The organism is Profundicola chukchiensis (genome assembly GCF_029664245.1).
Classification (GTDB): Bacteria; Bacteroidota; Bacteroidia; order Flavobacteriales; family Weeksellaceae; genus Profundicola; species Profundicola chukchiensis.
Genome location: NZ_JANAIE010000004.1, coordinates 206,785 through 223,324 on the forward strand (window position 1 = coordinate 206,785; position 16,540 = coordinate 223,324).

At 30.8% G+C, this 16,540-nt stretch carries 9 protein-coding genes and 1 pseudogene; all 10 read left to right on the plus strand.

Features of this window, described 5'->3' with window-relative positions; genetic code table 11:
* The first annotated feature begins 157 nt into the window (after positions 1–157).
* The 10 genes and pseudogenes from NLM59_RS07305 to brxC all read left to right on the plus strand — a co-directional run bounded on the left by NLM59_RS07305 (position 158) and on the right by brxC (position 16,507).
* Positions 158–1,273 carry a retropepsin-like aspartic protease family protein gene (locus NLM59_RS07305; protein WP_304417106.1) on the plus strand — a complete coding sequence of 372 codons (1,116 nt, stop codon included), beginning with the start codon at positions 158–160 and terminating at the stop codon, positions 1,271–1,273.
* 1,308 nt (positions 1,274–2,581) lie between these two features.
* Complete coding sequence (locus NLM59_RS11870; protein ID WP_369426781.1) at positions 2,582–2,767, plus strand: GIY-YIG nuclease family protein; 186 nt, start codon at positions 2,582–2,584, stop codon at positions 2,765–2,767.
* A gap of 248 nt (positions 2,768–3,015) precedes the next feature.
* A complete protein-coding gene (locus NLM59_RS07310) occupies positions 3,016–3,360 on the plus strand; it encodes a GIY-YIG nuclease family protein (RefSeq protein WP_304417107.1) in 345 nt (114 codons plus the stop codon).
* A 1,750-nt stretch (positions 3,361–5,110) separates the two neighbouring features.
* Positions 5,111–5,395 (plus strand): annotated as a pseudogene (locus NLM59_RS11935) (hypothetical protein); the annotation flags it as partial.
* Positions 5,396–5,794: 399 nt separating this feature from the next.
* Entirely contained in the window at positions 5,795–7,219 is a 1,425-nt protein-coding gene (locus NLM59_RS11940; RefSeq protein WP_407986229.1) for a trypsin-like peptidase domain-containing protein, read from the plus strand.
* Between the two features lie 1,767 nt (positions 7,220–8,986).
* Positions 8,987–10,051, plus strand: a complete 1,065-nt coding sequence (locus tag NLM59_RS07320) for a hypothetical protein (protein WP_304417109.1) — start codon at positions 8,987–8,989, stop codon at positions 10,049–10,051.
* Between the two features lie 355 nt (positions 10,052–10,406).
* On the plus strand, positions 10,407–10,802 hold the full coding sequence (locus NLM59_RS07325; protein WP_304417110.1) for an HU family DNA-binding protein: 396 nt from the start codon (positions 10,407–10,409) through the stop codon (positions 10,800–10,802).
* Between the two features lie 742 nt (positions 10,803–11,544).
* Entirely contained in the window at positions 11,545–12,366 is an 822-nt protein-coding gene (locus tag NLM59_RS07330) for a BrxA family protein (protein ID WP_304417111.1), read from the plus strand.
* Complete coding sequence (locus NLM59_RS07335) at positions 12,344–12,901, plus strand: hypothetical protein (RefSeq protein WP_304417112.1); 558 nt, start codon at positions 12,344–12,346, stop codon at positions 12,899–12,901. The genes NLM59_RS07330 and NLM59_RS07335 overlap by 23 nt, the downstream gene beginning before the upstream one ends.
* A 3-nt stretch (positions 12,902–12,904) precedes the next feature.
* Entirely contained in the window at positions 12,905–16,507 is a 3,603-nt protein-coding gene (gene brxC / locus NLM59_RS07340; protein WP_304417113.1) for a BREX system P-loop protein BrxC, read from the plus strand.
* The last annotated feature ends 33 nt before the right edge of the window (positions 16,508–16,540 follow it).

Below are 16,540 nucleotides of genomic sequence, written 5' to 3' on the forward strand. Positions count from 1 at the left end.
TAATAATTGACCAAAATGAATTGATCATCAATACACAAATAATTGCCCAAACTAGCTCACCGAATTACTAACTTCAATTTTTAACCGAAAATCATTAACTTTAATCCCATATATGACAGCAATACGCTTCCGTTACCACAAATAAAACCTGAAATTTATGATAAGAAAAATTTTAATAGGACTGCTTTTAATTAATTCAATTTATACTTTTGCAGATAGTCCAATAACTTCAACGCCCTTTTATAAGGCATTCAATGAGATTCCAGAAATCAATCAAGCGGAAAAAATCGGAAAATTAAATTATGAATTAGCTTCATATTTGGCTAGCGATAATAATTCAATTGATAAGAAACTAGCTTTGGTGAATGCATTGGGATGGCATATTGATGGAAAAAATAATAGTAAACTTTTTGAATTATTTTTAAAAAATAAATATTCTTTAGACTATTTGGATTATTCCAAAATTAGTAATGATGAACATTTAATTATTGGTTATTTAACTATTATGGATGATTATAATGAGGTTGTTGAACCCTTAAAGATTATACATGAAGCATTAGAAAAGAATCCTAATTCTTATTCATACAATATAATTTATGGGTTAGTGCTTTCTCAATTATATTTAGATTTTGGAATAAGAGGAGCAAAAGAAGAAGAGAAATTTTTAATTACAAATAAATACTTAAAAAACTTAGTAGATTCAAAATCGAATAGTTGGTGTAATATTTATATGATTAGTGCGAATATTGAGAAAAATAAAACCTTAATTCAAGATTTCAGAGAATCAGCAAAAAAAATAATTTTTAATTATACTGGTATTTATAAAAGTAATTGTCGAGATGAACGACTTATCCTAGTTCCGTCTCTTGAAAAATATGAGATAAAAATGGATAAGTTGAAAATGAAAAAAATTGGAGGTGTTTATCAAATCCCTGTTTTAGTAAATGGAATTATTGAACTTGATTTTATTGTTGATACTGGTGCTAGTGATGTTCATATTCCTTTATCATTATTTAAAACATTAATAAACGCTAACAAGATTAGGAGAGAGGATGTAATTGGATTACAAACTTATAGTATTGCAGACGGTTCTGATATTGAAAATATAAAAATAATTTTGCGGAAATTAGAAGTTGGAAATTTTATTGTTACAAATGTTGAAGCTAGTGTAGGTAATGATAATTCACCTTTATTGTTAGGGCAATCTTTCTTCCAAAAGTTTGAAAATGTTTCAGTAAATAATTTAGAAGGGACATTGGAAATTATACCTTAACAAGTAATTAGTTTATTCGAAAAAGTCCTTGAAATCACTCTAAATGTATATTAAGTATTTGGAAATTTAGCAATTATTGTAGTTGATAATAATCTATTTGATGTAGTGCTTCCTATTTTTAATAAAGGAATTAAAGCCAAGCCAAATAATTTGGATTTAGTATATCAGCGAGCAATGTTGATAGGTAATCAGAGGAATTATAATAAAGCTTTAGTTGACTTTTGTAAAGTTATTGTTAGTTTAATATTTGTCAATAATCCAGAATTATTTCAACAGCACCAAATTTCAAAAGATATTTAAATCAGTACGGTACACTTAAGGTTAGAAACTCAAGATAAAAAAATATACTTTTCCGATACCTAATTCAAATGAAATTAGAAATATGAGGTTCAAAGAATATGAATATGCACTACCAGATAACAGTTGGGATTCTAAATATTACTTTATAGATTTTGGGAGGCATAGAGGACTTTCAATTTAGGAAGTATTGAACAATCAATCAGGTTATTGACAATGTATGAAGATGGAAATATAAAATATTAGTGAAGAATGAAATGTTGAAGTTATTTAGTCAGAAGAAACTCAACTATACAGAAACTGGGTTGTATTAAAAAAGGAAAAATTCAGCAGAAAATTAGGATAAATAACAAGTTGACACTTTCAATAATTATTAGCTTACTGAATTAAATGAATATATTGATTTCTTAAAGAATTAAAAACGGAAGTCTACAAGGTAAAAAATTAACCTTTTTCATAGGAGAAAAGAAATATTAACATTCTCTAATGATATTTTAGTAATAGAAAACTAATTTAAAGCAATTATAGAATATTCTGATGCTATATATAAAATGGTTTAGTTGTTTTGGACATAGTTCATACAATGAAATTATTATATGTAACCATAAATAAGCAATTTCAAATTGAAGTAATTAGAAAAGCTAGTTGGAATTATGAATAATAAGATCTTTATAATAACATTCTATTAACTATTAATATAAGGCAATAAAGCGACTTTTACAGTTCGAAATAGAGATGCTATTGTAAGAGCAATGTGTTTTTGGTTTTTTATAATACTACAGTTTCAAATTCCTGTTAAAACGAATGAGAAATGTACACAGAAGTTATTGACAATTCATTCTGGTTTTGTGATAATTGTACAGGAGATGAAATAACAGGATGTTCATATTTTACCCCTACTAGATAAGCGAGATAATCATTAAACGGTAAGCAAAATTGCATATAAAAAATGATGAACATTAATTGGAAATATTGTCAAGATAATTCTGATATGATTTTATCAGCAGGTTTATTAAAGTTAAAGCCAATAATTTCAGTACTTATGGTGAAAATTGTTATGGAAATTACCTAATAAGGAACAAAAATGAAAATTGGAGTCATACAGGAGAAAGCAATAATCCATCCAAAAGAATAAGACAACACTTAAGAGAAAAATCTCTATATTTTTTAAAAATTATAATAAATCAAACGAATTGACATAAAGATTGAAATTAGAAGTTTTTCAATTTCGACCAATAAAGAATTTAATAGGTCGAAAAGAATTATAGGAGTTTAAGATAATGAATTTCCCAACAAATCTGAATAATTTCCAAAAAAGTAAAAGAATTTTATTCAAGTCAGAAATTAATGAAAAGTTGTGGAAAGAAGTTCAAGAAAATTATTTGCAAATAATCGAGTAATGTGAAAAGGAGTTTGCTAAAATAAAGCATTTCGGCTGGACTTCAATGCAAATAAATAGTGGAGCTGGAATTTATAGGATTGAGCATAAAATCGATGGACATATCTACATCGGAGAAAGCTCAGGTGTTAGTAAAAGAAATGCAACCCATTCTGAAAAAAACATAGTTGCTGCTGTTCGAAGAAATTTATGCGAAACTATTATAGGTTTTAAATTGCAAACGATTAATGGAGGGGAAAGATATTTTAGCGATAAAGAAGATTTGGAGTTGACCAAATATCTGAATACTTGTTCTATTAAAACTATGCAGATTTCTTACGGTCGATTTGAACTCGAAGAATACTTAACCAGAAAGCATATGTCAATACAGAATCGGAAAGAAAACGTTTAAAATTCATTTGGCTTCCCTGTATAAAAAAATAGGGTAAGTAGTTGTTAGAAACTAAGTTATAGGTAAATTTACGAAGTCGCTAAATCTTTTGACTTACCTTCACTATTTTATAATTAGAAGTTGTATCTCCTCGATTGGCTTTAAGCAAAATAATAAAAATCAAAAAAAAACATAGCTTGCGGATAATCCGTAAAGAAATTGCTTATTTATTGCCCCATTTATTTCAAGCTAATCCTTGTGCCTAATAAGGCCACAGAATTCAAACCTAGGTGATTAATTTATGAAACCTAAAGAAGCTAAAGAGTACGAAGAATGGGCTAAGCGAAGAGTTCTGATTTTTAAAGATCAGCTTAAACATGAATTTAGTATATTTTATTATTTAATTTCAACCGCATCTTTTCATAAAAAGATGAAGTTCTTTTTATCTGATTTTAATCCGTAATAAAAAATTAATTCAACTGGATTTTTTCAAAACCACAAGATTTTCTTCGAAATGATCTTTTAGCAAGAGGTTTTCAGGTTTGAAAAAGGTTCAAAAGTAAGTTGTTTTACAAGATGTCTATAATACTTAAATCCTGTTTTTGCTTGGTTTAAAATGAGGAATTGTAGTTAAATGCTGGATTATTTGTGAGTTTAGAAAAGCACATTTCTTAGCTCTATAATTTTAATAGTTCTAAAAGCTGTTTTTTGATTGTATGTAAATTTAATCTTTTATCCGCCTTGTTGCTTTATAACAACGAAAGATTGAATTGTAGATTCACGCTAGGATTCTTGTTGGTGCATTTAAGTTTAGATACATAGCTAAAAAGCTAATTTGATATTTTAACAAGACTTCTGCATGAATTAACTAAATATCAAAAGTTCTTGTTCGAAATAGTTTTAATTGTTAAATTTATTGACTTAAATGGGAATAAACTTCCTTGGACGTTTATTCGGATATAACGCAAAAGCTGTGAAAATCGGAAAAAATGAATATACCAATTAATAAATTTTATTTATGATTAGAGCCGTGTAGAAAAATTTATAATACTAAATGTCAAAATGTCTTAATTCATGCAGGGTATAACAATGTAATCTATGATAAATTTGAAATAATATAGATTATTAAAACAAACTTGTAATGTTTGCGGTACAATAAATAAAAAGTAGAATAGGTTATGTTTATTACAACAAAATGGATTAAGACCAATTTGACAAAGATAAAAGAGATTAGGAGTGTATAGAAAGGAATCTATTGAATCTTATGATAATCTTGAAAATATTGATTGATGCTGCTGTTCTTGCAATGAAGCGAAATCGAATTTTTCATGCAATTAATTGCTATTGAAATAGGAAGCGCATTAAACTCAATCGAATAAAAGACTGTGTAAAATACAGATTATAAGCTAAGTTTGGTATATCCTCACTTGAATTACCAATAGCTACCGAGAGCGAATTCCCCATAGCCAATTTTAATTTGGAAAGGGACGTACTGAGCAAATCATAGCGCATACATATAAATGATGTGGTAATGCGAATAAAAGCGAGTTTTAGAATGAAAATGATACTAAAAAATTGAATGAACTAATATTAATGGGTTCTATTAAATAATTAGAAGATTGATATTATGAATATAAAAACGTTAAGGATAATACTACTATCATTTCTGTTTATATCTACTATAAATGGGCAGACGCTAAAAGATGAATGGGTAAAAGTAAACAATGAAGGATGTAAAACTCTCGACCCATATTACAGTGATGGTGTTACAATGAAATGGGAAGGAAAATGTGTAGATGGAAAAGCAAATGGCTATGGAAAATTAACAAAGTATAAGTACGGAGCTTATGAGTCGACTTATGAGGGTGAAATTAAGAACGGTATTAGAGAAGGTAATGGAAAGTTTACTCATAAAGATGGAAGTGTTAAACAAGGAATATTTGTTAATGGGCAATTGACTGGGAAAGGTATTATGCATACTGAAGACGGTTATAAATATGTTGGAGATTTTATAAATTATCGTAGACACGGAAATGGTTCGCTATATAACCCTAATGGTTCAAGTTTTGAAGGTTTTTTTGTCAGAGGTAAATACTACACAGGTAAATTTACAGATTATGACGGAACAATAACTTATTTCCAACAAGGATATCCCGTCAAAAGAATAAGTCAAAGTAAGAGTAATTATCAACCTAAATTAGGTATAAGAGTGACCGAATATTTTGATGAGAACTGGAAACGCTGTAAACGGAAAGATGCCTCTTACTATCGCTTAATAACATATAAATCACCAAATACACCAGATGGTATCGTTAGAGATTACTACATTTCAGGTCAACTTCAAGCAGAGTTTACAGCTGTTTATCTTGATTATGATGATGAAGGAAAGAATTTTTACGAGGGTGAAGCAACTTTGTATCATAAAAATGGAAAGGTTGAGCAAAGGAGGAGTTATATGAATAATTATCCTAACGGAACGATTACTTTGTATTATGATAACGGTCAAATTGCATCGGAAATAAATTATAATTATGGCGTTTTGGAGGGTGAATATAAACAATGGTACAAAACAGGTAAATTAAAAATAATTGCTTTTTATGAAAAAGGTGAATTGTTAGAAAATAAGTATATTGAATATGATGAAGATGGTATTGGTGCAATTGTCTACGAAGAAAATTTTTATAGAAATAAATCCGATTGGGAAATAGAGTATAACGATAGTAAATCAAAAGTTACTGAAAATAATCAACTGGAGATTTCTCATACTTCTGAAAATTCTGCTTTTAGATTGAAATATATACCTCTAGATCAAAATTCTGATTATTCTATTGAATCTATTGTACAAAAACAAAATGGGAAAGATATCAATGGTTATGGTTTGCTTTTTGGGTTCAAAGACTGGGACAATTACCATATTTTTGTAATTTCTGGGAATGGATTTTATAGGATTGGTCATAAATTTGAAGGAATTACATTTGATAACACTGGATGGACTTCTTCCGAATATATTAATAAGGGCAATGAGAGAAATTTATTGAAGGTTATAAAAATTAATGATGTATTTCTCTTTTCAATTAATGGCCAAATAGTAAGTCGTTATGAATCAGAAAGATTAAGAGGTAATAATTTTGGTATGTATGTAGGCGGTAAAGGAGAATATGTTTTGGAGAATATTAAAATAAAAGAATTTGTAACAAATGAAGAATTGGCAAATAAATCACCAAATAATTCCAAAAAAGAAAATGCTTGGAAAGGAAATGGTACAGGATTTTTTATAGATAAAAATGGTTATTTAGCAACAAACTATCATGTTGTAGAAGATGCTCAGGATATAGAAATTGAATTTGTTAAAAATGGGGTGAAAAAGAATTATAGTGCAAAAGTTATTCAAACAGATCAACAGAACGATTTAGCTATTATAAAAATTTCAGATGAAAGTTTTATTCCGTTTAATAAATTACCTTATAATTTCAAGACAGATATTTCTGAAGTTGGTTCAAACGTTTTTGCTTTAGGGTATCCAATGGCGTTAACTGTAATGGGTACGGAAATTAAATTTACTGATGGTAAAATAAGTTCAAGAACAGGTTATCAGGGAAATATTACAACCTATCAAACGACAACACCTATTCAACCCGGCAATAGTGGTGGTCCTCTTTTTGACTACGATGGTAATATAATTGGTATCAACTCGGCAATTCTACGTCCAGATGTTGCGAATAATGTATCATATTCGATTAAGTCTAATTACTTAAAGAATTTAGTTGATGTTTTAGATTATAAAGTGTCTTTACCAAGTGATCAATTGATAGCAAATAAAACATTAACTGAAAAAGTTAAAATTATATCTGATTATGTAGTGTTAATAAAGATAAGATAAAGCATATTTTGTTAACATATCTTATGGTGCAAGTTTTATGGTGCAAGTGAATTCAATGCTATTTTTTGAGTTTCATCACATCTTCATAGTTTGGTATTTAACTGATAGAGAAAACTCATGTATTTCGTTTTTTTACCATATAATTATTTGATATAATAAACCCACGAAGGATTAAAGAGCTCCGTAGGAGCGGCACTAGAAACTAACTGCTAATGTCGCTCCTACGGAGCTTTATTACTTTATCTATTTGCGTATGCTATTAATATTTCGCCTCTACGGGGCTATGCTCTGAGATAAAACTGATAGGTGAATTGTTGAATTATTAGAATTTAGTTGTAGAGTGAGCCGTGAAAAATAAAGTTCTGAACTCTACACTCTCTACTATTTCCTCTTTCTACATTCTACTTTAAACTTTCGACTAGAGCATCCTCTTGTCAGTTTGAGTGATTTTGTGCAGCAAAATTGTATCGAAAACTTAGACACGAGAAACACGAAGGATGTCAAGCTCTCTTTCTGTCGACATTTCGATACAAATTTCTCTAAGGAAAAATTCTCTTCCATGTGACAGAAAACATAGTAGATGCTGAATCAAGTTCAGCATGACATACGTCTTTCTTTAACAATAAAACTTCGGAGCGTCATTCCGCACTTGATGCGGAATCTTTTGTTCATGTGGTTTAAAGGGTTGTTTAAAATTGTTTAAAGGTGGTTTAAGTTCATCCTGGAGTGTAAACCCGAAGTGTCACTCTGAACTTGATTCAGAGTCTTATTGAAGTAGGGCAAAGGTTGCTTAAAAGTAGTTTAATTGGTTTAAAGTTTAATTGACGTGAATCCTCTTGTCAGGCTGAGTGATTTTGCTTGCTGCAGAACTGTGAACTGTAAACTGAGAAAAATGAACAATAAACCTTGAACTCTAAACCCTACACCCTAAGCTAATCCTTGAAGCGTCATTCCGCACTTGATGCGGAATCTCTTGCTCAAGTGGTTTAGAGTTTAATTGACGTAAATCCTCTTGTTAGTTTGAGTGTTTTTGTGAAACAAAAATGTATCGAAAACTTAGACAAGAGAAGCACGAAGGACGTCAAGTTCCTTTTCTGTCGACATTTCGATACATTTTTCTCTAAGGAAAAATTCTCCTCCATGTGACAGGAAGCCTTCAACTCTACACCATATACCTACTCCCTAAACTATAATAACTAGAACCCCTCAGTCCTACAGACAGCTCCCCTTAAAAGTGGAGCAGATGTGTTGCTCTAAAATCAAAAGTTAAAAAGAAATCTATTCTTCGATTAAGCATACTAGATTCCGGGTCAAGCCCGGAATGACACGCATCGTAGCATTTCGTTAAATTAAACCCCGAAGCGTCACTCTGAACTCGATTCAGAGTCTTTATAAGATATAACCAGTATTGCGCTAGATGCTGAATCAAGTTCAGCATGACACACGTCTTACTTTAATAATAAAGCATCAAACCTTGGGCAGGCACGGGATGACTCTTCTGTTAATTCTCAGATTATTAATTAAAAAGAATATTACAAACAAAATCCTACGAATTATGAAAGCTAAGACTGTTTAGTTTTTTGTTTGAGCGCTTATTTCTATCCTTTAATCCTTGTTAACCGACTGATTATTTACTTATTAACATGAAGGTATGTTCAAAACATGTTGATATTTCAATTACCAATCTCGCCTAAAATTCCTAATTTTACACTTGACAATGAATCTTTGTATTTATTGGTTAATAAATAATTTTTAAATATATTCATCATGAGTATTGAAATTAAAAAGGAATTATTTTCCGAAGGTCAAAAAGAACAGTTAACTGTAGGTGTTCAAGCTTTAGCTGAGGCTCTGCAAAAGATTTCCTTGGCAATGTTGGAAGACTATGTTAAGAAGAATTCTTTGTTTGAACTAAAGTATTTCAAAAATGCTAAATCTATCCAAGAGGTACTTCACCATGCGTTTTTAGATGGGAAACTAACTTCGCTTACAGCAAATTCGGCTGCGGATGCTCCTTTGACTTCATTTTGTGAGTATCAGTTGGCCAATTATGACGGAGAGGAAAAGGAAAAGTTTCTTCAGTTTATAAGCCAAGTTAAACCCGTCTTTCATAGTATCGATCGTGGTATAAGCTTCGACCGGTCGAAGATGGATCTTCCCAGTTTTGAAGAATACATTAAAAATAATCCTATCAATCTTCCTGAGAAAACAATTCTTAATATCAGTGAAAACTTAAATGATTATCAAATTAAATTGATTTATGAAGTAACCCAGGAGCTCATTCAGCATTTTAGCTTAGATGAATTTGGCATATTACATATGGAGAATGCTTTATTTCATGTACAGTATTTTTTAAATAATAAACTACTTCCACGAAAAGTTCAAAAAAAGCTAAAGAAGTTCGCCTTTAGATATTTTTTACAAATGCTAAGAGATTCCTTCTATTACCTAGACCTCAAAAAAGTGGATCGAATTATAAACGATCTCCTCAGAGACTTTTGCTATGCGGTGGAGTGTATGGATCTTTTTAAAGTCTATGAAGAAAAAGAAAAGAATTATCCAAGAAAGATATTTGCCTCTTATAAAGCATATAAATTATTTGATGATGTAGCTAAAAAATATGCATCAAGACCCGCGATATGTTTTCTATATAGAAAGATGCATGAGAAAGACTCGTTTATTTATGCTAGAGATACAGAATTTAGAAACTGGTTTAATGCACAGGAATATGTAGTTCAGCTGGAAAATCATACCGATACTTATTCTAAATCTCATACAGAAGAACGTTGTGCGATGGTTGAATTATTATATAAAAGCTATGGATTGAGTTAATTCAACTTAAAGCCAGCATTTAGTACAAAAGCTTAGTTTTCAATTGAAATCTAAGCTTTTTTTTGTGTTTTATAATGTGCTGAAAATGAGCAACTAGGAAAAACGCTGAGTAAAATGCTGAAATTCACGAGTGCTTTCGACGAAATTGATGAGTAAACTCCGCATTTCTGCCTGGTTTACAGCTGATTGTCTACCTAATTTAGCCTTAAGATTTTAAATGAGATGCTTATGAAGTAGATAAAATAAACAACAAGAGATATGATTTTCCGGGATTTCAACCTTGCCCGATGCAATCGATAAAGTTTATCAGCTCACAGGTTTAAGAGGTTTTTATTAAATTAAATTTTTTCATACAATGGAAATTAAACTTAAAGTTCTTCCTAGAAAAGATCCTAGGGATTTAACGCAGCCAGAGCGCTTCTATGTAAAAGCCGTAAAGACTGGCAACTGTAATCTAGAACGTCTAGCTTACCTGATTTCTAACCAATCCACAGTGCGCGAACCAGACTGTTTGGCGGTGTTGAATGCCTTTGTGCACAATATGCTCGACGAGTTAGGGCAGGGGCGCGTGGTAGAGTTAGGAGATTTGGGGAACTTCCAAGTGGGAGTAAGGTCCCACGGAAGTGACACGCCAGAGGAGGTGAATTTAACTAACATCAAGAATGTAGTCTTGAATTACCGCCCGAGTTCTAAGATCAAGAAGCGTTTGAAAACGATGAATTTTAGTATTCAAGGAGCTCAAACGCCGTAGATTGAGTTATAAGTTTAACCTTTTAAATTAGATACAATAGCCTGAAAGAGATTTCAGGCTATTTTTTTTGTTGATTTCAACCGCATCTTTGCGCCAAAAGATGCGGATCTTTTTTGGAATTTATGCGCATAAACTTGTTACATCATGCGCATAAACAGAATTCATCATACGGATGAAATATTTTTTCGTCTGCATCTTTTCAAAATCTCATCAATTTCTTCAGAAAGCAATTTTTTGAAGAGAATTTTGAGCTCATAAAGTTTCAAAATTGAGCGATTATGTGATATTTCTACAACATTTAGTGGGTGTTTTTGCTCTTTTTGGAGATGGAAGTGAGGCTGATCTGCTCAATTTTTATACTTAAATGGGAGTGAAATTTGTATCTCAAGTTGCCGATTTTATGCTATAATTCATCACCGAATCCAATCGATATAACTATTTTTATTATGCTTTAGTTATATAAGATTCTCATGCTAAGCATGCAAAGGGGCATCATTAATTGCTCGACCATACTTAGTAAATTGGACAACTTTGGACTTTTTATTGATTTTTCAGAAGTTTAACTTTGGTGGGTTGAAGTCCTATCTTTTAATTAGATTCAATGGATATCCAAAATAAAATTTAAAATATTTGATTTAAATGAATTATAGTTTTTCAATTGATATAATTGTACTCCTTCGTTCTTTTAATTATATTTGGGAATAAGCTAACTTAATATAATGATTCCTCTTAAAAGTTTGATTTGAAGAGGAATTTGTTTTTCAGCAAAGACATAAATAAAACATTAGTGAAGTACAACTCAGACATAAATATAGTAGGTAGTATTCCAGATTATCATTTGATTATTAAAGCTTTACCAATCCTTAATAGGGATGCAGATGAGCTTTATAAAATATTAGTAAAAGAGAATGAATTCAACTTAAGAACAGAGAAGTCAAGAAAAAGATTTATGAATGCCTTGTCTTCTGCTTTTGTGCATGAAGAAAGGGAAATTAATGATTTTACAAGTAGAGTAATGGAGTCTGATGAAATTAATCAAGATTCAAAAATTATTTTTCTTTTTTGGTTATTCAGCATTAATAATAGGCTCTTCAAGGAGGTTAATAAGCATGTTTTTTTTAAGTACTACTATATGGGTAGAGCTGAATTACCTGCCGCTGATGTTCAAGCCTTTCTTAAAGATTTTATCAGTACGAAGCCTGAGCTGAAATCCCAATGGTCTGAGGAAACAGTAAAAACTATTGCTTCTAAATATTTAACCTTATTAAAGAAAATGAATTTATTGGAAGGGAGTAGAAAGAAATCTTTCTGTTTTGTCACTATATCTGATGAGTTGATAGCTTGTTTAATACATCTTTATACTCTTTTAGGTCAACAAAATTCAAACTTTTTAGAACATGAATTTGCATCATGGATGTTTATTTCAAAGGAATCTATTTTAGAAAGGTTTAAAAGATTGGGTAAAAGAGATTGGATTAAGATGCATTATACCGGTGATTCTTTAAAAGTAGAAAGTAATTTTAATAATAAAAACATAATTGATGGCATTTTTAGAAGATCATAAGGCCAAGTTTGATAACTTAAGAACAAGCCTTTCGCTACAAAGACGAGATGAACTTAAGAGAAAGGCCAACGGAGGGAATAGCATAATCTTTACTTATCCACCAGAGGAGGAAAAGCTATATATTTCTAAATTTGAAGAGATTAATGATAAAGATGAATTTTACTTTATAAATATAGCCCAGCTTTTGGTCGACTTTATTGACATGGATGGTTGGGCAGATTTTAAATATTACTACAATAGTTTTAAAAACACTCCCCATATTGTATTTAATTCCGACGATGAATCCACAGATCTGATGGATCTTATTTTAAATGAAATTAGCAAGGCTGAAAGCTTAAATAAAATTCCTGTTTTATTGAGAACTGGTGCTTTATATGGAACGGGGATCGAGAATGTAAACATAATGGAAAATAAGATTGTTATGAATCTTAAACAGCCATTGGTTATTTTATACCCTAGCAAGTTGGTAAACGACAGCCTATTATTTTTAAACTTTAAACCTGCTTCTAAATATAGATGCACTGTAATCGATTAATTTATGAAAACAATCAACGATATATTAAAACTTGATCTTCAGGAGGATATAAAAAATGTTATTGACTTAGAAGATAAATCACAAGATGAAATCCAATCTGAAATTGAATCCTATATTATAACAGATGGATTAGGACACCATTTGTCTAAATTCATTAATGAATATACCAGTAATATTAAAGAAACGGGTGTATGGCTTTCGGGGTTCTATGGTTCGGGTAAGTCTTATTTTGGTAAGATGTTAGGTTACTTAATTGATAACCCTGATATTAATGGAACTTCTGCGCGAGATAGGTTTTTACCAAGATTAGAAGGAGTTGCCAACCAAAGTTTAATTGAGAATGACATCAGAAAGCTAGATGCGATCCAGAGTAAGGTTATTTTTTTAGATATTGCTAAACAAAATACAGATAATGGCTTGGCATTTACCTTATTTGCCAACTTCCTTAAAAGCTTAGGTTTTAGAGATGATATCTACGGATATATAGAATATGATCTATTCATAGAAGGAAGATATAATGAATTGGAAAAATTTTCTCTAGAAAACTTTAATAAGGAATGGCGCGAAATTAAAAAGAGTAATAGAGAAGTAGCAAGAACTATGAGAAGAGCGTTCTTGTCTATGGGTTATACTGATGAAGAGTTTCAAGATATGCAAAACACTTATAGTTTTGCTATTCAAAACTATGATTCCGAAAGGTTTAAGGAGGAGTTAAAGAAATATCTTGAAAAGTTCCCAGATGAGAATTTGGTTTTTGTTTTTGATGAGGCAAGTGAAGCTTTGAGTCAAGGAAAATTTAAAATTACCGACTTACAAGCATTGAGCGAAAGTCTTTCTAGTATCGAAAGAAAGGTTTGGACGATTGCAATTGCACAAGAAAAATTAGATTCTGTGATTAACAATGCCAATGTTAATAAAAGTCATTTAACAAAAGTAACAGATAGATTTAAAACTAAGATTCACTTAGAGTCTACAGAGGTAGATGTTATCATTAAAAACAGGCTATTGCTTAAAAAGGAGGAAGCTTTTGAAGCATTGGTAAACTATTATAAGGATAATGAAGGATCCATAAGTGATATAACCAATTTAAAATCGACTTTTCCTACAAAAACTCAAAACGCAAAGGAATTTGCAACCTATTACCCTTTTCATAAATATCAATTTGATCTTTTACAGAAATTCCTTTTTAGTTCTAATGCTTTGGTTGCTACCCAAATAGCAGCTAGAGGGATGATTATTACAACTTTTGATGTATTGCGCAAAGAAATGCGTAATAGAGAATTGTATAGCTTTACGACTGCTCATGATCTTTGCGATGAAGCTCAAACAGCTCCACCTGCAGATCTTTCAAATAAATACCATATTGCTAAGAAAATAATAGAAAATTCTGATATAGATTTAGATGGTGAACTATTACTTAAAACTTTACATTTTTTAGGAGAGTCTGAATTAGCTTCACCTAATGTGGAGAATATTACCAAGTCTTATATAGCCGACGCTTCTAAATATTATGAAGTTAAGCCTAAAGTAGAAGAGGCTTTAGAAATTTTGGTAGAGTCTAAGCTTCTTATTGTTTCTAATCATCTTTATAAAATTACCTCTAATCTAGAAGGGAAACTTCTAGAAGAAATGAATGATTTTGATGTGGAGTTGTTTATTAAGAAAAGAGAGCTAATTACTTATCTTAAGAAATCAACCCTATTCAGACAAGTATCAGTCTTAAATGATGGTTCTGTTGCTTATAACTTCAATATTCTTTCTGATCTAGATGATGAAATTGTAGGTTCAAAAAACAAAAACCTAAGATTAACCGCTTATAGTTTATTTAATATAAATGAAAACAGGCAGGATTTTATAGAAAGTCTTAAGCTAGATACACAATATAGAAAGGACTTAATAACTTTAGTTCCAGAAAACAGTAGATTCCAGCAAATCGATAAACTTCTAGAGGAGGTGAAGAAGTACGGTTATATGGAAGAAAAGTATGGAAACGATGATGATGCCAATAAACGCCAAATCATAGGTAACTTTACGCTCATAAGAGAGGAGAAAGAGAAGGATTTAATCAATTTAATTGAACAGGCTTATGCCAATGGTTCTTTAATTTACTTGTTTGATGAGACTATTCTTTCCCCAGAGGATTTTAAAAGCTCCATCAACGAGGTTCAAAGAAAATTAATTAAAAACAATTATACTAAAAGATTATCTACTCAATTATCAGATAAGATTGGTGAGAATATTTTAAGCGAAACAAATAACACCAATTTAAATAGGTATTTCTCTGGTGAAGAATTCAATTTCTTTGATGCCAATGGTAATTTTGTTGGTGAGCATCTAAAACTCATTGAAGAAATTACAGCTAAACTTGGGAACAGATATATAGATGGAAAAAGTTTAGAAGAAGAGTTGGCTTTAGCACCTTGGGGTTACGCTTATGGTACCATATCCACAGCTTTAGCTGTCTTGTTCAGAGCTGGAAGATTGATTATAAAGTACAATGACACAGAATTCTATTCTTATCAAGATAGAGCGGCAAAGGAGGTTTTCTCATCAAGTACCAAATTCAAAACGGCTAGATTTAAGTCTATTTCAAAGGCTCTGTCCTCAACTCAGAAAAATGAGATTATTCAAAGTTTAATAGATTTAGATTTTGAAAAACATACAGACAAATCTATTAGTTGGAACGTAAGTGACTTTGAGGTTTCTATGGCTATTACACAATTGGCTGAACACTTCATCAGTTCGTTAAATACCATTAGAAATACACAGAGTAATTTTGATAAACTTTTCGCAAATATTGTTTCGCAAAAAGAGGTCTTACAACATTACACAGCGAAAACAACGGAATCTAACTTTATAGAAAAAGCAGAAGAGTTTTTGAATACAAAATCGCAGTATCGAGATGCGATTAAGAACATACTAAAAGCTGAAAAGTTTATTAAAAACAATTTAGATAAGATTAAAGGCTATCAGCGTTTTGTGACTCAGGTAAACAATGAATTAACTAAAGCCGGAATTAATAATCAATCCATTTTAGATTCATCAAATTCGTTTAATAAGGCTATGGATGCCAATGTGATAAAGAACTTCGCAGATCTACAAAGTGCAGCACAAGCCATTAAAGATGAGTATCACGGCTTAATGTCTTCTAATGCTAAAGAAATGAAGGCGGCATATAAAGAGATTTATAGCTTAGTTCAGGAGGCGCAGAAAGAGCTTCAAGATTATCCAGAGGAACTGAACCTTCAAAATAAGAAAAAACTTAAGGCCTTATTAGAGTACGCTCAATCTAAATTGATAGATGATGTTCAATTAGAGTTTCATACCGAATGTCAAAAATCTAAATATTCTTTGTCAGATATTATTAACTACAAAGAATTAGCACCGAATAAGAAAACAGAGTTGGTTCTACTTAAGAGCAATTTTATTAAGGAGAAGCCCGACCCCGTGAGCCCGGAGGTTAAAACACCTAAAAAATTAAAACTAGGTGTGAATAAAAATGTCATGACGGTATTAGAGTATCGTAATTTATTGTCCGCTCAAATTCAAGCTATGGCAGGTATGCGTAATGATGAAGAGGTTGAAGTTACCATTACCTCAAATTAACAATTAACTAATTTTATTTTATCTCAACTTAAA

Coding starts and splice junctions, on each gene's coding strand:
- NLM59_RS07305 (WP_304417106.1), top strand. CDS start 158: ATGATAAGAAAAATTTTAATAGGACTGCTTTTAATTAATTCAATTTAT.
- NLM59_RS07310 (WP_304417107.1), top strand. CDS start 3,016: ATGCAAATAAATAGTGGAGCTGGAATTTATAGGATTGAGCATAAAATC.
- NLM59_RS11940 (WP_407986229.1), top strand. CDS start 5,795: ATGAATAATTATCCTAACGGAACGATTACTTTGTATTATGATAACGGT.
- NLM59_RS07320 (WP_304417109.1), top strand. CDS start 8,987: ATGAGTATTGAAATTAAAAAGGAATTATTTTCCGAAGGTCAAAAAGAA.
- NLM59_RS07325 (WP_304417110.1), top strand. CDS start 10,407: ATGGAAATTAAACTTAAAGTTCTTCCTAGAAAAGATCCTAGGGATTTA.
- NLM59_RS07335 (WP_304417112.1), top strand. CDS start 12,344: ATGGCATTTTTAGAAGATCATAAGGCCAAGTTTGATAACTTAAGAACA.
- brxC (WP_304417113.1), top strand. CDS start 12,905: ATGAAAACAATCAACGATATATTAAAACTTGATCTTCAGGAGGATATA.